General features: G+C 65.8%; 14 protein-coding genes. 8 read left to right on the top strand and 6 right to left on the bottom strand.

Going from position 1 to position 21138, the window contains the following annotated elements; all coding sequences use genetic code 11:
- Positions 1-157 precede the first annotated feature (157 nt).
- On the top strand, positions 158-1300 hold the full coding sequence (locus tag ACZ5IU_RS05850) for a GGDEF domain-containing protein (protein WP_464421257.1): 1143 nt from the start codon (positions 158-160) through the stop codon (positions 1298-1300).
- A gap of 2 nt (positions 1301-1302) precedes the next feature.
- Here ACZ5IU_RS05850 and ACZ5IU_RS05845 read toward each other — a convergent pair whose 3' ends face one another.
- The gene (locus tag ACZ5IU_RS05845) at positions 1303-1992 is read right to left on the bottom strand and encodes a GntR family transcriptional regulator (protein WP_464421256.1); all 690 of its coding nucleotides are present in this window, start codon (positions 1990-1992) and stop codon (positions 1303-1305) included.
- A gap of 151 nt (positions 1993-2143) precedes the next feature.
- Here ACZ5IU_RS05845 and ACZ5IU_RS05840 point away from each other — a divergent pair, with 151 nt between their 5' ends.
- The 4 genes from ACZ5IU_RS05840 to ACZ5IU_RS05825 all read left to right on the top strand — a co-directional run bounded on the left by ACZ5IU_RS05840 (position 2144) and on the right by ACZ5IU_RS05825 (position 6039).
- A complete protein-coding gene (locus tag ACZ5IU_RS05840) occupies positions 2144-3331 on the top strand; it encodes a glycine C-acetyltransferase (protein ID WP_464421255.1) in 1188 nt (395 codons plus the stop codon).
- Positions 3328-4272, top strand: coding sequence for an NAD-dependent epimerase/dehydratase family protein (locus tag ACZ5IU_RS05835; RefSeq protein ID WP_464421254.1), 945 nt, complete (start codon positions 3328-3330; stop codon positions 4270-4272). The genes ACZ5IU_RS05840 and ACZ5IU_RS05835 overlap by 4 nt, the downstream gene beginning before the upstream one ends.
- A gap of 284 nt (positions 4273-4556) precedes the next feature.
- Positions 4557-5504 (top strand): hypothetical protein, encoded by a 948-nt coding sequence (locus ACZ5IU_RS05830; protein ID WP_464421253.1) that lies wholly within the window; start codon positions 4557-4559, stop codon positions 5502-5504.
- Positions 5497-6039 carry a cob(I)yrinic acid a,c-diamide adenosyltransferase gene (locus ACZ5IU_RS05825; protein WP_464421252.1) on the top strand — a complete coding sequence of 181 codons (543 nt, stop codon included), beginning with the start codon at positions 5497-5499 and terminating at the stop codon, positions 6037-6039. Before ACZ5IU_RS05830 ends, ACZ5IU_RS05825 begins: the two co-directional genes overlap by 8 nt.
- Positions 6040-6041: 2 nt before the next feature.
- Here ACZ5IU_RS05825 and ACZ5IU_RS05820 read toward each other — a convergent pair whose 3' ends face one another.
- From ACZ5IU_RS05820 to ACZ5IU_RS05805, 4 genes are all read right to left on the bottom strand, one after another.
- Positions 6042-6308, bottom strand: a complete 267-nt coding sequence (locus tag ACZ5IU_RS05820; protein WP_464421251.1) for a hypothetical protein — start codon at positions 6306-6308, stop codon at positions 6042-6044.
- Positions 6305-7030 (bottom strand): SH3 domain-containing protein, encoded by a 726-nt coding sequence (locus tag ACZ5IU_RS05815; RefSeq protein ID WP_464421250.1) that lies wholly within the window; start codon positions 7028-7030, stop codon positions 6305-6307. Before ACZ5IU_RS05815 ends, ACZ5IU_RS05820 begins: the two co-directional genes overlap by 4 nt.
- Before the next feature lie 25 nt (positions 7031-7055).
- On the bottom strand, positions 7056-8648 hold the full coding sequence (locus tag ACZ5IU_RS05810; protein WP_464421249.1) for a hypothetical protein: 1593 nt from the start codon (positions 8646-8648) through the stop codon (positions 7056-7058).
- A gap of 356 nt (positions 8649-9004) precedes the next feature.
- Positions 9005-10957: a DUF2207 domain-containing protein gene (locus tag ACZ5IU_RS05805; RefSeq protein ID WP_464421248.1), complete on the bottom strand. Its 1953-nt coding sequence runs from the start codon at positions 10955-10957 to the stop codon at positions 9005-9007.
- A 216-nt stretch (positions 10958-11173) separates the two neighbouring features.
- On the opposite strand from ACZ5IU_RS05805, the gene ACZ5IU_RS05800 reads away from it, so the two are divergent.
- The 3 genes from ACZ5IU_RS05800 to ACZ5IU_RS05790 all read left to right on the top strand — a co-directional run bounded on the left by ACZ5IU_RS05800 (position 11174) and on the right by ACZ5IU_RS05790 (position 15425).
- Positions 11174-12370 carry a hypothetical protein gene (locus tag ACZ5IU_RS05800; RefSeq protein ID WP_464421247.1) on the top strand — a complete coding sequence of 399 codons (1197 nt, stop codon included), beginning with the start codon at positions 11174-11176 and terminating at the stop codon, positions 12368-12370.
- Positions 12371-12413: 43 nt separating this feature from the next.
- Positions 12414-13619, top strand: a complete 1206-nt coding sequence (locus ACZ5IU_RS05795; RefSeq protein WP_464421246.1) for a hypothetical protein — start codon at positions 12414-12416, stop codon at positions 13617-13619.
- Between the two features lie 78 nt (positions 13620-13697).
- Positions 13698-15425: a TIGR03768 family metallophosphoesterase gene (locus tag ACZ5IU_RS05790; RefSeq protein ID WP_464421245.1), complete on the top strand. Its 1728-nt coding sequence runs from the start codon at positions 13698-13700 to the stop codon at positions 15423-15425.
- Between the two features lie 78 nt (positions 15426-15503).
- Here ACZ5IU_RS05790 and ACZ5IU_RS05785 read toward each other — a convergent pair whose 3' ends face one another.
- A complete protein-coding gene (locus ACZ5IU_RS05785) occupies positions 15504-21026 on the bottom strand; it encodes a hypothetical protein (protein ID WP_464421244.1) in 5523 nt (1840 codons plus the stop codon).
- Between the last annotated feature and the right edge of the window lie 112 nt (positions 21027-21138).

Below are 21138 nucleotides of genomic sequence, written 5' to 3'. Positions count from 1 at the left end.
ATTGCCCGTCCTCGCATCTTCGGAATCTTCCGATGGAAAATTCTCCATCTGCTGATATCATGTGAATCGACATTCCGCAATGAGGTTGCGGCCTTACGCGGGTCATTATAGTCCAGGGGCGTCCCGGACGATATCCCTATCACGAGAGAGCGATGCCATGAACGTCGGTATCGGCACGATCACAGCGGTTCTCATCGTCGGACACGTCGTTGTCTTCCTGCTCCTCCTGTTCGATACGCGGCAGGGCGTCGTCACGCGGCACGACCGCGCCTTTCTGTGGGGAAAGGCTCTTCAGATCGCCGGATGGGTCCTGATGATGACCGCCTCGTCCACTGGCATCGTCGCACTGGTCTGCGCCGGCAATGCGTTGCTGTTCTGCGGATGGAGCCTCGAGATTCTTGCGATGCTTTCGCTCAAGGTCGGCGTAAACCGCTCGTACGCGATCGGCTACCTGCTGCTCTCGCTCTGTTCCGTCGCGTTCCTGCTGGCGCCCGGACTGGAGATCGCAACGCGTTTCTTGTATCTGTGCCTGCTGCAGACGGCGATGTACTTCGTTCCGGGGGTGATCCTGATGTTCTCCCGCCGGGACTCGTCGCTCATCCAGAAGGTCACGGGCGGCATCTACATGGTGTGCAGCATGTCGACCCTCTACCGCGCCGCGGCGATTCTCGGCGACGGCTCGTACGCGGTCTTTCCCGGCGTTTCCTCGGACCAGCGGGTGCTCTTCGCGCTGCTTCTGCACCCGTTTCTGCTGCTCCTGAGCAGCATGGCGTACGTTCTTCTCAAGAAGGAACAGCTCAGCCGAAATCTCAGGGTCTTCGCGGAGACCGACCCTCTGACCGAACTCTCCAACCGGCGGGCCTTCTTCCGCCTCGCCGGAGAGTACGCCTTCAGGGCTGCGGCCAAGGGCGAACCCTTTTCGCTGCTCATGATCGACATCGACAACTTCAAGGCCATCAACGACACGTACGGTCACGCGGCGGGGGACGAAATCATCGCGAACCTCGCGGCGACGCTCCGCGAGTCGATCCGCCAGACGGATATCGCGTGCCGCTTCGGAAGGGAGGAGTTTGTCGTTCTGCTCGCCGGGTGCGACCCGCGCGAGGCGTTCCGGATAGCGGAACGGATCCGCGTGGCGGCGGAGCACTCCGAACCCCGCTCGATCCGCTATACCATCAGCATCGGGATCGCGACCGAGACGGGTGGCGGAACGGATCTCGACGCGCTCCTCCGGCGCGCCGACGACCGGATGTACCGCGCGAAGGATCTCGGCCGCAATCGCGTCCTGACGGAGGGGTAGTCCTATACCGTCTTTTGCGACTGCTCCTGGCGCATGCAGGACTGAAGGTCGTTCGACGTGTAGGTCAGGTGGTACGTCAGCGCCGAGAGCGCCGCGTCGAGGTCTCGCGAGGCGACGGCGTCGAGGATGGCGCGGTGCTGTTCCTGCGAGACGTCGCGCATCGACGCGAGATGGATGCGGATCTTGCGGTCGGTCTTCTGGCGCAGGCGCGCGAGGAAGTCCATCGTCAGGGGGCGGTCGGCCGGTTCGTAGAAGAGCGTGTGGAACATGTAGTTCCGGTCGCGCCACCGGATGCAGTCGAGTTCGCCGTCCATCGTCGCGAGCACGCGCCGCGCCTCGTCGACGATCCGTCCGGTGATGTGCGGAAACGCGACCCGCATCAGGCTGCATTCGAGCGCCGTCACCATCTCGTAGAGCTCTCGTGCCTCTTCGAGCGAGAGCGCCGTCACGAACGCGCCCCGGTACCCCTGGAACGCGACGAGCCCCTCGACTTCGAGCAGCCGCAGCGCCTCGCGCAACGGGATCGGGCTCACGCCGAGCTTTTGCGCGAGCTGCGCCTGGTGCAGGGGCCTGCCCTCCTCGAGGATGCCCCGGTAGATCGCCGCGCGGAGAACTTCCGCGATGAAGTGCGGCGCGGTGCTGTCGCCGCTCATCCGCGACGCGAGCGTCTCGATATCCGTATCCGTTCCCACATCGCATCCCTCCTTTCCGGTCCGCAACAAAAATATATTTTTTCACTTTCAATTATATAGAGCCCGCCCGAATTATACTCCGTTGACAGAAACATTCGGTCACATTACTATTTGATAATCATATCATAAATTTTCAGAAGGAGTGATCTCGATGGGTGTTCCGATGAAGTTTCTGACCGAAGAACTCGACGCGATGAAGCAGAACGGCCTGTACGGCACGATCCGGACGATCGAAAGTCCGCAGGGCGCGTGGGTGACCATCGGCGAGAAAAAATACCTCAATCTCTGCTCGAACAACTACCTCGGGCTGTGCAACGATCCCCGCCTGTGCGCGAAGGTGAAGGAGTGCGTCGGCGCGTTCGGCGTCGGCCCGGGCGCGGTCCGGACGATCGCGGGGACGATGAGCCTCCACCTCGAACTCGAAAAGAAGCTCGCGGCGTTCAAGGGCGCCGAGGCGGCCATCGTGCTCCAGTCGGGCTTCTGCGCGAACCTGGCCGCGATCCCGACGCTCGTTCCGTCGGCCGACGACATCATCTTCAGCGACTCCCTCAACCACGCCTCGATCATCGACGCGTGCAAGCTCTCGAAGGCAAAGGTCGTGCGTTACGAGCACTCCGACATGATCGACCTCAGGGCGAAGCTCGAAGAGTACAAGGGCGCGGTGGGGCGCAAGCTCCTGATCACGGACGGCGTCTTTTCGATGGACGGCGACGTCGCGAAGCTGCCCGCGATCGTCGACCTCTGCGAGGAGTACGGCGTGATCGTCGCGGTCGACGACGCGCACGGCGAGGGCGTCCTGGGGCGCGGCGGACGCGGCATCGTGGACCACTTCAAGCTCCACGGGCGCGTGGACGTCGAGATCGGCACGATGAGCAAGGCCTTCGGCGTCGTCGGCGGCGTCATCGCCGGAAGCGCGACGCTCGTCGACTACCTGCGTCAGAAGGCGCGGCCGAACCTCTTCAGCAGCGCGCTCACGGTCCCGGACGTCGCGGCGAACCTCGCGGCCGTCGAAATCCTCCAGTCGGGCGACGACCTCGTCCAGAAGCTCTGGAGCAACGGCCGCTATCTCAAGCGCGAACTCTCGGCGCTCGGATTCAACACCGGCAAGAGCGAGACGCCCATCACGCCCGTCATCATCGGCGAGGCGCAGGACGCCAAGACCTTCAGCGCGAAGCTCTTCGAGGCCGGAATCTTCGCAACGGCCATCGTCTTCCCGACCGTCCCGCGCGGCACGGCCCGAATCCGCGTGATGGTATCCGCGGCGCACTCCGAGGACGACCTCGCGCACGCCGTGAAGACGTTCGCGACCGTCGGCCGCGAGATGGGGATCATCTCATGAAACGGATTCTCGTTACGGGCTCGAACGGACAGATAGGCGTCGAACTCGTCCCGCACCTCCGGAAACTCTACGGCGCGGAGAACGTCCTCGCGACGGCGCGGCGGAAGGTGTCCGGGCCCGTTTCCGAGGGCGGCCCCTTTGCGCTTCTCGAGGTTCGGGACGGAAAGGCCTTTTCGGACGTTCTCGGCTCCTTCAGAGCCGACACGGTGATCCATCTCGCCGGGGTCCTCTCGGCCAAGGGCGAGGCCGACCCGGTCGCCTCGTGGGACATCAACGTGAACGGAACCTGCGTGGCGCTCGAAGCCGCCAGGGAACGCGGCGCGGCGTTCTTCTTCCCCAGTTCGATCGCGGCCTTCGGCCCGTCGACCCCTTCGAAGAACACCCCGCAGGACACGATCCAGCGGCCGACGACGGTCTACGGCGTTGCGAAGGTGAGCATGGAGCTGCTGTGCGACTACTACCACCTCAAATACGGAATGGACACGCGAGGGCTTCGCTTTCCGGGCCTCATCAGCTACGAGGCGCTGCCCGGCGGCGGAACGACCGACTACGCCGTCCACATCTACTACGAGGCGCTCAAGAAGGGGCGCTACACGAGTTACATCGCCAGGAACACGTACATGGACATGATGTACATGCCCGACGCGCTCGACGCCGTCGCGAGACTCATGGAAGCCGACCCGGCGAAGCTCGTCCACCGCAACGCGTTCAACATCTCGGCGATGAGCTTCGAGCCGGAGCAGATCGCCGCGTCCATCCGGAAGCTGATGCCTTCCTTCACGATGGACTACGACGTGGATCCCCTGCGGCAGCGGATCGCGGAGTCGTGGCCCGACTCGCTCGACTGTACGGCCGCCCGCCGGGAGTGGGGCTTCGAGCCGAAGTACGACCTCGACCGGATGACCGCGGACATGCTCGCGCGGCTGAAGGAACGGATCTGACGGAACGGTTCCCGGAAGCGATAGTCGAATGAAAAGCCCCCCATGGAGTCCCATGGGGGGCTTTCGCCACCCGGGCGGGAATACGCGTCGCGGGCGATCACGACTTTCTCGGCTCCGACCAGGAGCGTTCGTTTTGCCCCGGAGATTGCGCCCGGAGTCTCGGCGTATCTGATTCTTCCGATAATGACTCCGCGGGGAAGATGGACGATACTCCCCGTAACGGTTCGACGGGAAACGCGGCATATTCCCGCCGGGATTCCATCACGGAAAGGAAGCGATGCGTCATGAACAGCGAAAACTGGAAACGGGTTCTCGGGCTGTGCGCCGTGTGCGCCGCGCTGGCGTTTCCCGCGAACGAAACCCTTGCCGCCGCAGGAAACGAGCGCATCGTCTTCCTGCACCACAGCACGGGCGGCGTTGTCTGGGAGAACGGCGTTCCGCAATGGTTCGCCGTGTACAACGCAGCGAACGGAACGGACTATCGGATCGAAAACCGCTGGTATCCCCAGGGCGGCAACGACCCCTACGACTACTGGAACGTCTGGGTGAACCACGCGGGAAACACCCCCCATCTCGGGGACGACACGCTCGAAATCCTCACGCAGAGCTACGACGTGATTGCCTGGAAGCACTGCTACCCGCTCAGCGAGATCGAGGCGGACATTGGCGCGCCGGACGTCGCCTCGACGGAGCGACGGCAGGAGAACTACCGGCTCCAGTACGAGGCGCTCAAGACGAAGATGCGGTCGTTCCCGACAAAGACCTTCGTCGTCTGGACGGGCGCGGTTCACGTCCAGGCGAACCTCTCGCCGGAGCGGGCCACGCGGATGCGGTCGTTCGTCGACTGGGTGCGGAACATCTGGGACGAGCCGGGGGACAATATCTTCGTCTGGGATTTCTACGAACTCGAAACCGACGGCGGGCTCTACCTCCGCGACGAGTATTCGGCCGGAGGGGGCGATTCGCACCCGAATGCGGCGTTCGGCGCGCGCGTCGCCCCGCTCTTCGGACAGGCGATCGTCGACGCGATCACGGCGACGTCGCCCGCTCCGACGGCTGTTCCCACGCCGACTCCGTCGCCGACTTCGGGTCCGACCGTTGTGCCGACGGTCGCCGGCGGAAGCGGCGGTGGCGGATGTGCGACCGGAGTTGCGTCTGCGTTCGTCGCGCTGTCGGTTATCCCGCTGCTGCTGCAACGCGCGCGGAAAAGACGGAGGGAACGCGATGTCTGACGCGGCGGACTGGACGCGGGGCTACATCCACGTCTACACGGGCGACGGCAAGGGGAAGACGACGGCGGCGCTCGGGCTCGCGCTGCGCGCGGCCGGGGCGGGACTGCGCGTCTTCATCGCGCAGTTCGTGAAGGGGATGCGCTACAGCGAGATCGCGGCGCTCGAACGCCTTTCCGGCCTCGTGACAGTCCGACAGTACGGAAGGAGCTGCTTCATCCGGAGGACGCCCGAGGACGAAGACGTCGCGGCCGCCCGGGCCGGTCTCGACGAACTTCGGAGGATGTTCGACCGGGGCGGCGACGGCTATAGGCTCTTCATCCTCGACGAGGCGAACATCGCGACGCACTTCGGCCTCTTTTCGGCCGACGAACTCCTCGACCTCATGGACCGCAAGCCGCGCGACGCGGAACTCGTGATCACGGGACGGAAGGCAGACCCGCGCGTTCTCGGGCGTGCGGACCTCGTGACCGAGATGTACGAGGTGAAGCACTACTACACAAGGGGCGTGGAGGCGCGGACGGGGATCGAGTGCTGACGTCAGCGCACGAACTTCAGGATCGCGGCGCCGACCGCAAGGACTATCGCTGAGGCGACGGCGATTCTCGAGACGAGAACCGCCGTCAGGCCTTCAATGAACACCCGAAACGGGACATCGACATTCGCCGCGCCTGTCAGGACGAATGTCAGAAGAGCGTACTGGACCGCGAGCCACGCGAGAACGCCCGCGCCCGCGACGACGCACGCCCACGCGACGACGCGGAGCAGGGACCCCGAAGGGCGATCCGGTTGCGGCCTCTGCGTCACTCGAAGAGCGCCCTCGCGTATTCCATCGACGCCACCCTCCCGCCGCGGATGCCGAATGAGAGCGAGTCGACGCGGCCGTCCGTGTAGAGCCAGGTGTCGGACTGCTTTTCTTCGGGCTCCCCGAGGATCTCGGAGAGTTCGACGGTGGTCATCCCGACGGCGACGCCGCCGAAATCGGCTCCCGCCTTCGCGACGCGGACGAAGCGCAAGCGGTCGCCCCCGTCGCCCCTCGCCCAGAAGACCGCCTCGTGCCCGGGCCAGGAGCAGTGCGTCTCGTTGACGGTCACGTTGAACTCGCGGATCGTGAAGGTCCGTGCATCGGTCCTGACGGGCTCTCCGAAGCGCGCCTTCGCGAGCGCGTACGTGACGCCGTAGTCGGCCCGGACGCGGCGGCACACGGCCGCGGTTGTTCCGGCGTCCGGCAGGACCGAGACGTATTTCCCGAAGACCCACCCCTCGCCGTGTCTCGCGCCGATGACGCGATACCAGATGTTCCCGGCCTCGTCCTTCGATTCCGCCAGGACGAGAAGTTCCCCCGCGTCGGCCCGGTCGGCGAACCGTCCGACCTGCGACGCGCCTGTCGACGGAGCGCTTCGCAGGTTCACGTTCGTTCCCGAGAGGTCCGCCTCCTTCGGCCAGTGGTACGCGAGTTCGAGCGCATCCGCGGACATTGCGGCAAGGATGAGGCACGCGGCGAGCGCATACGGAATCCATCGCTTCATAATCGTTCCCTCCTGTCCCGTCGTTCTACCTGAACGTCACACCGCCGATCAGGGCCTTGATCCAGCCCTGCGAGGGTGCGTACTTCTCTCTCGGAACGCGCACGCCGACCGCGAGGCCGTCGCCCCCGAAGACCGCCGTGACGAGAACCTGATTGTCCCCGGTCACGAAGAGATCGACCGGGACCTTTCTGCCGCCGACGGTCCACGTCGCCGTTCCGCTGTCCCTCGCGTCGAGTTCCGCCGTCAGGAGGTCGCGCCAGGCGAGGCCTGCGGGCTCGCCCTCGAAGACGTGAAGGATCACCATCGCGTCCGGGACGCCGGGGAGCGAATAGGTGTGCGTCTCGCCCGTCTCGCCCATGTTTTCGATTCGCGGCTCCCGGTCCTTTGTCGCACCCTTCGGAAGCGTCACCGTGAATCTCCCGGCCGGATCCCGGAAGGTGTCGGGCCGATCGACGTCGGGAAGCGGCGGGAGTGTCTGTTCGTCCGGGGTGGGCTTCGGCGCGGCTCCGTTCGTCGCGGTTGCGCCCGGAGTCACGGAGGCGGTCGCGGAGGGAAGCGGTTTTGCGAGCGTCGCCGAATCGAGGATCACGTCGAAGACGGGCGTCAACTCGGCGAACTTCTCCGGGCGATAGGTGACGAACGCGAAGCTGTAACACGAGGGTGCGAATTTCTGCGTTCCGACGTCCGGCTTGTCCTTGACCGCGACGATGCACCAGTGGTAGACGCCCTTTATTTCCCCCTGTTTGAACGAGAAGTCGTGAACGATCGCGTCGCAGCCCGCGACGGTTCGACGTTTCGTACCGAGTGGCGCGTAGTCGCCGAAGGTCTTGAAGCTCGTCGCGATCTTTCCGTTCAATACCGCCTCGAGCGGATCGCTCTTTCCGGCGATCGCGAAGAGCGCGTCCACGGCACTTTTCTCGTCGCGGTCGAACGGGAAGAACGACGCGACAAGTTTTTTGTCGGGCCCGTAGAACCTGTATTTCGCGCCCGCCGGATCGTTCGTTTCGATCCACCCGGAAGCGAGCTCCATCACGAATCCGTGTTCCTCGATCTTCCTCGGCCCCTTCTGCGTGACGACGGACGGCTGTTCTCCCGGAGTAGGGCGCGGAATGCTCCGGATGGACGCGATGATCTCCATGAACGCCCCCTTTACGGCCGGGAAGTAGTTCGATGTCGTGTTGAAGAAGAAGGTGTACGCGGCGTCGTTCACGACCGTGACGACGACGCGGCCCGTGAATGGGACGCTGCTCTGGGGCAGGTAATAGACGTAGTCGTGCAGAATCGCGTCGAGTCCCGCGACCGTCAGGTTCATCGTTTCGAGCGGCTGATAGTTCTGCAGCGACGACGCGTTTTTCCGCAGTCCCTCCTCGAGCATCTGCGACGGCGTCTTCGGCGCCAGGAGAGGTTCTTTGGCGAGGTACATCTCTCCGACAGGCTTTCCCTGATACATCAGGACCTGGTACGCCTTCATGCCGGGGGCCTCCTTCGCGATCCAGCCGGCCGGCATCGTGAAGGTCAGGTCGTCCGCGGTGACCGTCCCCGCTCCGGACACGCCGCACGCGGCCGCAATCACGTACAGAGACGCCATCAATCCGAGAAACACGCTCTTCCGGATCATGATTCCTTCCTCCTTCGGCCCCATATCGATTCCCACCGCTCGGGAATCTCAGCCCCCCCGCCACGCATCCGCCCGTCGAGCTCGTGCGGCAAACGTCGCATGGCGCTTCGCCTCGGTACTCCGTATCTGCGTTACTCCACCCGCATCGAAAAACACGATGCGGGCATGAGTTCCCCCCGCCCGAAAAGCGGGCGCTTGGTTGAATCGTCACTCCGCCCGTGCGGGAAAGACTCGCACGGGCATGAGTTCGCACAATCCGCTTCGCGGATCCTCACTCCGCCCGCATCACAAAAAGACGTGATGCGGGCATGAGTTCCTGCACGGTCGCTTTGCGACCGCGCGAATCGGGAGGTCACTCACCATCCTCTTCCTCCGCCTCCGCCTCCGCCTCCTCCGGAGCTGCCTCCGCCGCCGAGGCCGCTGCCGCGGCCGCTTCCGGACCAGCCGACCCGTCGCGAGCCGCCGCTCGAACTTCTCGCGACGACGGCGCGCGCGATCGACGAGGAGATCGTTCGGCTTCCCGCGTCCCGCAGCATGCCGACGTTGAAGAGGATGTCGCCGCCGGTCGCCGTCCACGAGGGCGCGTACGCCGCCTGGGCGAGGATCTTTTCGAACCGGGCGGCCCATGTGTCCGCGAGGTCGAGCGCGACCGCGTAGGGCAGGATCTTCTCGAACGTCTCGGGCGTTTCTTCCGGCGGGTTCATGGCTTCGAGCCGTTCCGTCTCGGCCGTCCCGATGTACATGGCGAGTCCGTCGATGTCCGCCGCGAGTTTCGCGCCCTCCTGCGTCCGGGCCGGCAGCAGCTTCCAGAAGACGGCGACGACTGTCCACGCCGCGAGGACGCCTCCCGAGAGGGCGATGTCGCCCCGGAGCGCGAAGTTGACCGACGCGCCGAAGAGGCCGACGAGCAGCGACGACCAGATGAATCGCCGGACGCGTTCGGCGATTCCGCGTCCCCGCATTCCGCGGAAGACGGAGACGATCCCGGTGATCCCCGCGAAGGCGAGAGGCGCCCCGATGAGAACCGGGAAGAGCGAATCGGTCGCTTCCCTTCCGGACGGCGGCGACACGACGGAGAGCGTCCAGATCATCGGGACGAAGAGGAGCACGCCACCGAGTCGCAGCAGGAGGTTCGGGATCATGAGCCTGGAGGATCGCCTCTTGTATTCGGCCTCGAGGCCGTCATGAAGGCGCTTGAGCGCGAAGTTTCCCTTCTTCGCCGAGATGTCGAGGCGGTCGGTTCCGGCCGGGAAGACGGTCGTCAGAAACGTCCGTACCGGCTGCGGCAACGTGTCCGCGGACGGAGCCCCGTCGTTGCGGAGCAGCGTGAGAGTCTCCTCGTCCGCCTCGCCGAACCGGATATGGCCGTCGACCGCGAGTTCGATGAGTTCGGCCACGAGGGCGGTCGCGTCCATCCGTCCGGTCCTGAAGAAGCGGGCGAATCCGGGTGAGACGCCCTCGGGGGGACGGAAGAGCGGGATCACCTGCGGGGTCGGGTCACGCCCCTTCCTGTGCCACGCGTACCCGTAGTACGCGAGGAAGAGCGCGACGAACAGGATCGAGATCGGGAGCCTGTACCGCGTCACGAACGGCGCGATGCGTTCGCGCAGGGGGAGGGGCGGCGGCGTCACGAGGCCCTTCGGCCAGCCGACCGCGACCGAGAAGCCTTCGCCGGGCCGGAGCGTCCGCGTCGTGACGAACGAACCGTCGGGCAGACGCTGCGCGTCTTTCCCGTTTTCGCCCGGACGCCCCGTGAAGAACGCGACGCCCGTGATCCGCGCGTACCCGTCCCCCGGAAGGACGATCCGGTATTCTGCCCGGTCGATGGGAAAGGTCCACTCGTCGCCCGTGACGTTCCAGAAGAGTTCGTCGTGGGAATCGAAGAAGCTCACCTGTCCCGCGATGCGGTAGGTGATGTCGAACGTATGCGCCTCGTGGGAAAGCATGACATCGGAGTCGCCGAGGCGGATTTCCGTGTCGCGGCCGGAGGTCGATGTCGCGGCACCGACCCTGCGTCCGTCGAGCGACGCCGACAGCAGAGTGAAGTCGACGCGCTCCGTCTTCCCGTCCTTCTTCCGATAGAGCGTCGGAACGGCGCGGATAATGCCGCGCCGGATCTCCCTGCCCTCGACCGTTACGGTAATCTCCTCGCGAATGGTCAGCGAGGAATCCGCTCCGACCGTCGCCGTCACGCGAAAGTCCGAGATGCGCTCGTCGGCATTCGCTGCGCCCGAACCGTCATTGAGAACGACGGCGTATCCGAACCACAGGAGACACAGAACCGCCAAGACCTCGAAGAACCGTCTCACATCGCGTTACCTCCCTGCGGACCCGGACGAAAGCGGGCCATTTTTTCGACTATAATCCTATCACGAGACGAAAGGAAGGCGTCGGATATTCTTTTGAAAGGTATCATGATTCGAGCAAGGACAACAAAGCGACTCTCGCGAACCGGGATTGCCGTATGCTCCCCGAGTCGCTATCATGACTGCACTTGCCGCCGATGATCAAGGGAGGAACGTTTCATGAGGTCTGTCCGTCAGGGACTGTTTCATCTGTGTATCGCGCTTTCGCTCGCGTGCGGAGTGGCGGATGCGTTCGAATCGCCGGATTCCTTTCTGCTCCGCGCGTGGCCGGAATTGAAGGGCGCGCAGGCGCCCTTCTGGCTCAAGGAGGGGGTCAGACTCACCTACGAAACGGTGTCGATCCCGGTTCAGGACGCTGATGCCGCCTGGGAGGACGCCGGAGAGACTCCCATCTCCCGCGACGCAGGTGACACCGACACCGGAGCACGGACTTTCACCGAGGTCAGCGTCGTCGCCGTTGACCGCACGGGCGTCGCCGCATCGGTCCGCCGCCTCGACAGCGCGAAGCTCGCAGGCCCCGTCCGTCCGTCGGCGTTCACGGCGGCGGTCGGAGCTCCCGGAATCGTCGGCGAGTGGTGGATCGCCCCGGAAGCCCTCGCGTCGATCCCGGACGGTGCAGCGAATGGTATCGTCGTGCAGCGTACGCCGTGCACGACGCGCGGAATCACCTACAACGCGATCCGATTCCTCTTCGAGACGCCGGAGGCGAAGCACGCCCTCCTGTACGACCTCAAGTCCGGAATCCTCGTCTACCGCGGAACCGTCTCCGAAACGGCCCGGCAAACGCCCCGATCCCCGGACCTCCCGCCGCTCCCGTCGCATACGCTCGCGCGGACCATCCTCGTCGAATATCGCGAGATCTCCCTCCCGTGGACCTACGACCTTCCGCCGCAGTGGATCGCGGATTTCCACTCGACGGCGTTCGAGGGCAGCTTCACGACGATTCTCCCCGGCGCCCAGGCGCTGCCGTCGCCCATCAAGTCGACGATGACCGTGACGGACAGGGGGCGGCGGTGGTTCCGCTATCGGCTCGATGATGCCACGGCCGCGCTTCAGGAATTCCCGGCCGGGTTCCACGAGGGCTCCCGCGTCAGCGGCATCGCGCAGGTCGGCGGACTCTGGATCCCCCCCGCGGGACTCTCGCGCCTCAGAAAGGGGCAGATCATCGACACCGCGCCGCTCACGGGCGCGCGCGTCGCCGTCGCGACGGCCGAGGAGGAATCCGTCACGCTTCGCGAACAGGCGACGGGCTACGAAATCGATTTCGTCTATGACTGCTCCACGGGAGCGCTGACGCGGATGCGCTTCGTGGACAGGACGCTCAACCAGGTCGTCGAGCAGCGCCGGGTACGCTGACGTGCGTTCTCGCTCCGGTGCCCGAAGAAACGGAGGGATCATCATGCGTTCCGTCTTTTTCAAGGTTCTTGCCGCGTGTGCCGCCGCGTCGCTCTTCGCCGGAGCGGCCGCCGCGGACAATCCGCTGCTTCTCGCGTGGCCGCAGCTCAGGGGATACCCCGCTCCGTTCTGGCTCAAGGAGGGCGTGAAGATCACCTACTATTCGTCCGCCGCGAGCGTCCCCGATACGCGGTATCTCTACTACCGCGACGACGCGGGGGGCTGGATCGACACCCGGGGCAACCGCTACCGCCGCGAGGAAACCTCCGGTTCCGGGGGACACGGCTATACCGAAGTGACCATCGCCGGCGTCGACAGTCATGGGGTCGCTCTCGACGTCCGAAGCCTCGGAATCACGGACGCGAGCGGCCCCCTTCGGCCGATCGCGTCCGTCGCGGACGTCGGACTGCCGGGCGCGGCGGGGGACTGGTGGATCCATCCGGACTTTCTCGCCACGATCAGAGACGGCGAGGCCGAAGGCGTCCGGATCCTGCGGATGCCCTACGCCGTCCGCGGCGTCACGTACAAGGCCATCCGGCTCCAGTACGACCGTGGCGACGCGAAGAGCGCGTGGGTCTACGACCTCGCGACGGGGATCCTGCTCTACGCCGGGTCCGCTTCGAGCGGGGCGCTCTCCGGGGCCTTCACGAAGGAGCTCGGAAAGGGAACGCAGGGGATTCTCTCCCAGAGCACGTTCGCGGGGTTCCGCGAACTCCGGGTTCCGTGGCGGAACGACCCACCCCCGCCGTGGATCGCCACGCTCCGGACGGCCGCGTTCGAGGGGAGCCAGGCTGTCATCCTTCCCGGATCGCCCGTCTTTCCGTTCGCGATGCGGTCCGACCTCCGCGTCACGGCGCGGGGCGACCGATGGATCCGCTACAGGACGAACGATACGATCGCATCCGTTCCGGGGCTGCCGCCGAGAACGTCGGAGACCGACCGCGTCAGCGGCGTCGGTCAGTTCTGCGGTCTCTGGGCCCCTCCGGCGGGGCTTGCGCGGCTCCGGGCGGGAGAGGTTCTCGACACGGATCCGATCACGGGCTCGCGGATCGTCGTCGCGGCCTCCGACGCGTCTTCCGTGACGCTCCGCGAGCAGGGGAGTGGCTACACGTTCGACATCAGGTACGACCGCGCCACGGGCGCGATGACGAACGTGCGCCTCGACGACCGGACGATCAACCAGACCGTCGAGATGCGACGCACGCGGTAGGATCCCCGACGGCTCGAGCGCACGCAGGATCTCACAGGCGACATCTGTCATGCCATAATACGAAAAGGGGAGACGTTCTTGAGACTGTCATTTGAATTCAAAAAGGTTGTTCTGGTTGTATCCATGGGTTTTCTGGCGTTTTCGTCATGGGGATGCGTCGGCGGCGATAGAATCGAGCTTGCGGAGTACAGGATCGCGTCCGACGTGCAGACGACGCTTTCGCGAGTCGTCTCGCTCGACGCGGTTCCCCAAACCGCCGCGGCGGTCTATCCGTATGAGATCTGGAAATTCGAGCAGGACGGCTACGGCACGTGGCATTACGGCCCCGGAATGCCGCACGAGAAGCGGCTCGACCTCATGCCGGCCTCGTACGACGCCGCATCGGCCGGCCACGCCGCGCGGCTTCTGAATTTCTTCGCGATCACAGATATCCATATCTCCGACAAGGAATCCCCCTGCCAGGCGATCTATTACGGCTACAAGGGCGGCATCTCCTCGGGGTACTCCCCGGTCATGCTGTACACGACCCACGTTCTCGACGCGGCCGTCCAGACGGTCAACGCCCTCCACAAGACGAATCCGTTCGATTTCGGGATCTCCCTGGGCGATACGTGCAACGACACCCAGTACAACGAGCTCCGGTGGTATATCGACGTCCTGGACGGCAAGAACATCAACCCCGACTCCGGCGTCAAGGACGACCCCGTTCCCGGACCGCACAACGACTACCAGGACGCCTACAAGGCCGTCGGGCTCGACACAACGATCCCGTGGTACCAGGCGCTCGGCAATCACGATCACTTCTACATCGGCTCGGTTCCCGTGAACGACTATCTCCGGCAGACCTACACGGGCGACGAGATCGTCCGGCTTGGGACGTTCCAGCAGCTGTTCTACGATCCCGACGGCGTCAACAAGCGGGACTACTCCATGGGCGCGGTCGACGGCCGGACCGTGTACGGCGACATCTACGGCGCTGGAACGTCCATGGACTTCCCGACGCCCGTGAAGGCGCTCGCGGCCGACACAAACCGCCGCTCCCTGACGAGAAACGAATGGATCGCCGAGTTCTTCAACTCCTCGTCCAGCCCCGCCGGTCACGGTTTCCCGCGCGAGGCCATCGAGACCGGCTTCGCCTGCTATACGTTCGAGCCGAAGGCGGACGTTCCGCTCCGGGTCATCGTCCTCGACGACACCCAGAGGGCGGACGACGTCTTTTTCCAGGGCTACGGGCACGGCTCGCTCGACGCCGAGCGATACGCCTGGCTCATGGCGCAGCTCGAGAAGGGGCAGGCCGACGGAAAACTCATGATCATCGCGGCGCACATCCCGATCGGCGTCCGTCCGGCGGGCGCACTGGACGGCTGGTGGGCCAAGGCGTGCGTCACCGAACAGGAGCTGTTCGCCACACTTCACAGCTATCCGAATCTCATCCTCTGGATCGCGGGGCACCGCCACGTCAACACCGTCACGGCGTTTCCGTCGCCCGATCCCGCGCGCCCCGAACTCGGCTTCTGGCAGGTCGAGACGTCGTCGCTTCGCGACTACCCGCAGCAGTTCCGCATGTTCGAGATCGTCCGCAACAGCGACGACACCGTTTCGATCCTGACGACCGATGTCGATCCCGCGGTCGCCGACGGATCGCCCGCGGCCACGTCACGCGCGTATTCCGTCGCGGCGCAACAACTGTTCCGGAACGAACTGGACCCGGCGCCGAACGGATCGTACAACGCGGAACTCGTCATCCGGCTGAGCCCGGAAATGCAGGCGAAGATCCGGAACATCGGAACGCCGCTTCGGAAATAACCGCTCCACAATCGGATCGACGAAAGGCGCAACGCACGTCGGACAATGTTGTGCGTTGCGCCTTTGTTGCTTTCGACCTCAGTACCCCGGCGGGATATAGATGTACGTCGCCTTCCGCGCCGGGTCGCGGTTGTAGTTCGTGCACCGGCCGATCGCGTCCTTCTGCGCGAGTTCCGCGACCATGTCGGCCTCTTCCTTCGAGACGCTCTTCGGCAAAAGGTGGAGCGCCAGCGTCGTCAGCGACTGCCCCGGCGTGACCATCTTCTCCGCGAGCGGCGAGAGGCCGAAGCCCAGTTCCCGGAGAATCTGCTGCGTCGCGAGCGCGCTGACGGTCCACGGGATCAGGATGAGGCTCCCCTGAGGCATGATTCCGATGCCCGTGTCGATGCCGACCGCGACTGCCTGCCTGACCGCCTCCTGTTTCAGAAGGATGTCGTCGGTCCGGTTGTAGCGGTGGATCCAGTAGGCGATTTCGAGCGCCCCCGCGACGGCTCCGGCGACGTTGAGCGCGCACCCCGCCGACGCGAAGGTCCGCGACCTGAGCACAGGGATGTCGAGCCCTTTTGCCCAGAGACTGCCTTGGAGCCTGCTCCCCCTGAACAGAAACGACGACAGCAGCGTCTTCGACATCTTGGCTCCGGCCGAGAGCGAGCAGATCATCGCTCCGACGGCGTCGCCCTCCGCGAGACAGGATGTGACGTTGATGCCGTCGGAAAGGAAAATCGCCGACGGATGATCGTCCGCGACGACCGCCGCGATCTTCACGGCCGTCGTGACGCGGGACGCGTCGCATTCGTCGATGATCGCTTCGGTCGTCTCGCCCACGCCGACCGTGACCATCGAGGTCGTTTTCGCCGCGAGATCGCCGGAGAGGGGGACGGCGCTATCCGTTCGGACCAGCATCCGCCCCGATCCGACGGGCCGGAGGATCGAAATCGCGTCCGCCGACGCCGCACGGCCGGACAGATCCCCAGCGAAGCCGTCCCAGAACGGGATCCTTCGCCATGAAACGCCCCTGCGGGCCGCGTCGGTCCGGACGACGTCGATCCACAGACCGTCGAAGAGCCTCTCTCCGTCAGACCCCGGATAATACCACGTCCCTGAGGTCCACGGGATCCGCTCCATCGCGAGATCCCCGAGCGCCGCGTTGGGAACGTACATGAAGACCGCGTCCATCTCCGTGAGACGCCGCAACGTGTCTCCATTCAGCCGGGTCGCGGCTTCATCCCTGTTGCCGCCGAGGCCATCCGGAGGAGGCCGGTCCATCCACGCGACGCTCAGGCCCCCCACCGTGAGATTCCCGCTCCCCGAGTAGAGCGGTACGTCCGTCAAGAGACCCTTCATGAGCGCGTACCCGTCCCGGACGATGCAGACCTTCGGAAAGACATCGGCGACGGCGCGCATGGCGTCGGACGTCAGCGTTGCCGCGTGTCCGGTCCGGCGATAGATCCACCGAATGCTCCCGAGCCTCGCTTCGACCGTGACACCGCTCACCTTCAGGTCGAATCGGTCGATCGGCTCGCCGTACCGGCGGCGGACCGATCCGCGGCAGGAGAGGCAATCTTCGCGGTTCGCGGGAATGGTGTGCGCGTTATCGAGCGGGCAGGGGAGCGGTCCCTCCTTCACGACGAGCCAGAACGGCGTCATCCGGACGACATACGAGGGCGACGGGAACAGCGCGATTCCGGGAATTTCGAGACTGCCCTCGTAGACGTTCATCCCGGCCGGACGTCCCTCGATCACGCCCTCGTAGAGCGCCCGGTACCACGGGGCGCTGAAGAGCGTCAGCGTTTCCGACGAAAAGGGAGGCCGCGTCCGTATCAGGGGCGCCGTGGTTTCGACGAAGTCGTTCGCGTGGAAGACCTGAACGAACCACGCCGGGCGCGTCCGCGTTCCCGTGTCGTTCCCGGCAGTCCGGTCGATGTCCGGCGAGACGATGCGCCACTGGATCGTCAATTTTCGGTCGTTGCGCCCCTCGCTCCCGGGGAACGACGCGACGAGGAAGTTCCGGTGGATGCCGCCCGCACTCGCCGGAACCGCCGGACGAAGCTGGAACGTGGCGAAGGAACCGCCGGTCGGGCGAGCGAAGATCGTATCCGCGGACGGGTTTGTCCCGACCCGTCCGTCGATCCACGCGACGTTTCCGACCGTCACGTCCATCTCCGACTCGAGCGAATAATAGTCAAAGACTGTCGTCGGGTGAAGGAGTCCTTCGAGAACGTACCGTCCGAGGTATTCCTCATTGTCCGTCGGGATCTGCCGCAGCGTCGAACGGATGGCCCGCCACGGCTCTCCGCCCCCGGGAGCGTCCATCAGATTCGGCGGAGGACCGGAGGGGGCGGAGGGGCCGACGGGGCGATCCGTTTTCATCCATTCGGTCGACGAGCGCAGGTAGTCCGTCACCTGTTCGAGAATCGTCCTATCGTCCCCCTGCGCGAGCGGGACGCCCGAAAGCAGCCGGTTCACGAGGTCCGTCATCTTGTCGCCGTCGGCGACGGCGTCGCTCCGCAGGATGGCCTTCGTCGTCGCGCTCGATCCGTACTTGCTCACGGAGCTCTTCGCGCCTCCGAGGCCGTAGAAGCGAAAGGTCGTCCCCCAGCCGAGGGTGTGCGGCAGGTACGTGCTCGACCAGTCGCGATCCGAAGGCGTCCAGCCCGGGACCAGGTCCAGCCCGTCCGGAACGCCGTCGCCGTCCGTATCCGGGTTCGCGGGCAGCGACGCGAACACGTCGCCGGACGCCGGAGACGCCGTTTCCTCCGCGTCGGGACGCCAGTCCCTGTCGCCGTCGACGGCGTAGCGGAGCGAGAACGACGCGTCGGCCGACGCGAAGATTCGCCCGTCGATCGCCTGCATCGGGAACGAGACCGTAAAGAGCCCATGCCCGTCCCCGGGCGGGGGCGTCCACGTCACGGAACCGTTCGTCCCCGTCAGGGCTCCCGCGTCCGCGGAAACGGAGATTCGGGCCGACGCGAGTTCCTTTTTTGCGGCGTCGAAGGCGCGGAAGCGCACATGCGTCGGAACGTCCGCGAAGCTGTAGGGGCGCAGCAGCGCGTCGAGGTCCACCTCGAGATCGACGCTCCCGATCGTCGTGAATCGGTGCGGGTCGGTTCCCCACGAAACCTCGACCTCGTTGGAAAATCCGTCGCCGTCCTCGTCGAAGGCGATGCGGATCTCGTCGCCGTTTTCGTTCCACGCCGCGTCGCGGGCGCTCACGCGAACGTCGATCCCGGCGTCCCGCGCCGCGCGCGAGAGCGACCAGCGCGCGAGAATGCCTCGGACATCGGCCGACATCGGAATTGCGGCGAGCGACGACCACCGTCGCGGCTCGTATTTCCGCGACGCCCAGGAGACGACGTACCGTTCGGGATTCGTGTCCGCAATGGTTCCCGTCAGCGTCACGGTTCCCGAAGCTCCCGGCACGGGAAGGAGCACGGGATCGAGGCGCACGACGGGAGGCTCGTTGTCCGCGACGACTTCCGCCCGTCCGAGGAGCGTCTCGCGCGGCGACCAGGTCTCGACGCGCAGCCCCGACGGGTGCGACGGGTTGCGTTCGACCAGCGTGATGTCTCCGGATTGTGCGAGGATCGCCGCGATCGTGTACCCCTCGCCCTGCGTTCCGCCGAGCGACCACAGGCCTCGTCCGTCGGAACCGAACGCGTGGAGATCCCCCCGCGACGCCCGGAGGAAGCCGAAGTCCATGCGCATGAACGGACCCGCCTCGTCGCCTGAGTTACGGACATCTTCGAATGGAACGGTCCGGGCGACTGCCCGCGTCGCCGGGTCCAGAAGCACGGCCGCAGTCCTTTCCCGGTCGCCGGATATCCGACACTGGGCCCATACGCCGCCCTCGCCCGAACAGAGCGGGCCGAAGAATCCGCGTGCCTCCGAGACAGGCGCGATCGTACCGAGAAGCGCTCCGTCGCGCGAGAAGACGCGCAGCGGCGCAGGGGCCCGTTCGCTCGCCCAGAGGTCGCCCGACGCGTCCTCGAACGCGCCGCCCCACGTCGGGGGCGCGGCAGTTCGCGGCAGTTCGATGCGCCCGACGATGTCGCCCGAGGCCGTGGCGCGCAGGACTTCCCACCCGCAGGCCACGAGCGCGGTTCCGTCGCGCCCCTCGAAGAGTCCGTCGATGCGCGCCATTCCCCGGAGCGCCCCCCAGACGCGCCATTCCGAAACCGCGTCGCCCGAAGCGTCGAGCCGCACGCAGCGGTCGAGTTCCCTGTCGGCGACGAGGATCCCTCCGTCGGGTGTCCGGACGGCCCCGATCGGGTCGACGAACCGTTCCGGAGGTGTCGCGATCGCGCCGAGGAGGTCTCCCGAGGCGTTCATGACGACGAGGCGGTGGTTGTATCCGCCGTCCGCCGCGACGATCCTGCTCCCCGAGACGGCGAGCGCCGTCACGCGATCGAAGCTTCCGGGGGCGCTCCCTGCGTCGCCCCACGTCGCGACGAGATCTCCCGACGCCGAGACGCGCGCGAAGATCCTGAAAAACGGCGATCCGGCCGGGAAGATCGACGGCGGAAAGGGCTGGGCGCTCGCGATGACGGCCGACCCGTCGTCGAGCGCCGCGACGCGTCCGGGCGACGGCATCGGGAAGGAGCCTCCGGCGATCACGGGAAGCACGTCGGCGACCAGGTTTCCCTGCGCGTCGTACCGGCGCGCGAGTGGTGCGAACGTGTCGGGAGAGACGATGCGCTCCATCGACGTCACCCAGAGGCCGCCGTCGGAAAGAAGCGCGACGCCGCGCAGGTCGGTGAACGGAGCTCCCGCGGGCCCGTCCGTAACGACGGTCCGGAAGACCGATCCGTCGGGGGCGCAGAGATAGACCCGTCCCGTGGAGCGCGACCCGAGCGCGATGCGTCCGCCTCCGGCCGCGAGGAGGTCCCTGTCGGTGATCCCGCGCGGGACGAGCTCCGCCGCGCGAAGGAGCGTTCCCTCGCCCGTCTCCGGGTTCACGGAATAGAGCCCGCTTCGGTGGAGCAGCAGGAGCTTCCCGTCGCCCCATGTCAGCGCGACGCACGGCAGCAGCTTCTTCCCGCCACACGCGGGGTCGAGGGAGCGCAGAAAGGCGCCGTCGGGAGAGAATACCTGAAGCGGCGAACGCCGGGAGGCCGCGAAGATCCGCCCGGACTCGTCGGCGGCGACGGCGTACGGATTCTCGATGACGGACCGGGAATCGCGGTCCGTCGATCCGGCCGAGCGCTCGAGCGTCAACGGGCAGATGGCGTCGACGACGTAGCGCCCGGAGGGGAGGGGCGTCAGTCCGTCGGACGAAAGGGCCCGCCATCCGACGCGCTCGCGATCCCCCGCGAGCCATTCCGTCCGACGCGGCGGAATCTCGACGACGGGCGCGTCTCCCGAGGAGATCCTGAAGAGCAGCGGAACGGCCCGATCGGTGCGTGCCCGGAAGGAGGCGACATCTTTCTTTCCGGGGCTGAAGGCCGGCGAAAACGGCGACGGGGAGATCCGGAAGTCCGAAAATCCAAACCGTTCGATCGGCCTGGAGGACGATGCCCGGCCCGCGTCGGGTGACGCCGCGACGAACGTCGACACGGCAGCGACAACGATTCCCGCGAGCTCGAAGCGTGTGTGACGCCGCATATTCGGGGCACCTCCTCGCAGACGACAATTTTTCAGTCTATTATGACACATCGTCCCGAATCGAACCACGGAGTCGTTTGGCGACGTTGTTTACTCCCGACGGAATTCACTG

It is taken from the genome of Lactivibrio alcoholicus, from assembly GCF_055390895.1.
This window is presented reverse-complemented; position numbering and strand designations above follow the sequence as displayed.

What these genes read in the sequence shown, in the direction of transcription:
- ACZ5IU_RS05810 (WP_464421249.1), bottom strand. Translation starts at nt 8,648, where the DNA reads ATGATCCGGAAGAGCGTGTTTCTCGGATTGATGGCGTCTCTGTACGTG.
- ACZ5IU_RS05835 (WP_464421254.1), top strand. Translation starts at nt 3,328, where the DNA reads ATGAAACGGATTCTCGTTACGGGCTCGAACGGACAGATAGGCGTCGAA.
- ACZ5IU_RS05840 (WP_464421255.1), top strand. Translation starts at nt 2,144, where the DNA reads ATGGGTGTTCCGATGAAGTTTCTGACCGAAGAACTCGACGCGATGAAG.
- ACZ5IU_RS05800 (WP_464421247.1), top strand. Translation starts at nt 11,174, where the DNA reads ATGAGGTCTGTCCGTCAGGGACTGTTTCATCTGTGTATCGCGCTTTCG.
- ACZ5IU_RS05825 (WP_464421252.1), top strand. Translation starts at nt 5,497, where the DNA reads ATGTCTGACGCGGCGGACTGGACGCGGGGCTACATCCACGTCTACACG.
- ACZ5IU_RS05830 (WP_464421253.1), top strand. Translation starts at nt 4,557, where the DNA reads ATGAACAGCGAAAACTGGAAACGGGTTCTCGGGCTGTGCGCCGTGTGC.
- ACZ5IU_RS05850 (WP_464421257.1), top strand. Translation starts at nt 158, where the DNA reads ATGAACGTCGGTATCGGCACGATCACAGCGGTTCTCATCGTCGGACAC.
- ACZ5IU_RS05785 (WP_464421244.1), bottom strand. Translation starts at nt 21,026, where the DNA reads ATGCGGCGTCACACACGCTTCGAGCTCGCGGGAATCGTTGTCGCTGCC.
- ACZ5IU_RS05795 (WP_464421246.1), top strand. Translation starts at nt 12,414, where the DNA reads ATGCGTTCCGTCTTTTTCAAGGTTCTTGCCGCGTGTGCCGCCGCGTCG.
- ACZ5IU_RS05815 (WP_464421250.1), bottom strand. Translation starts at nt 7,030, where the DNA reads ATGAAGCGATGGATTCCGTATGCGCTCGCCGCGTGCCTCATCCTTGCC.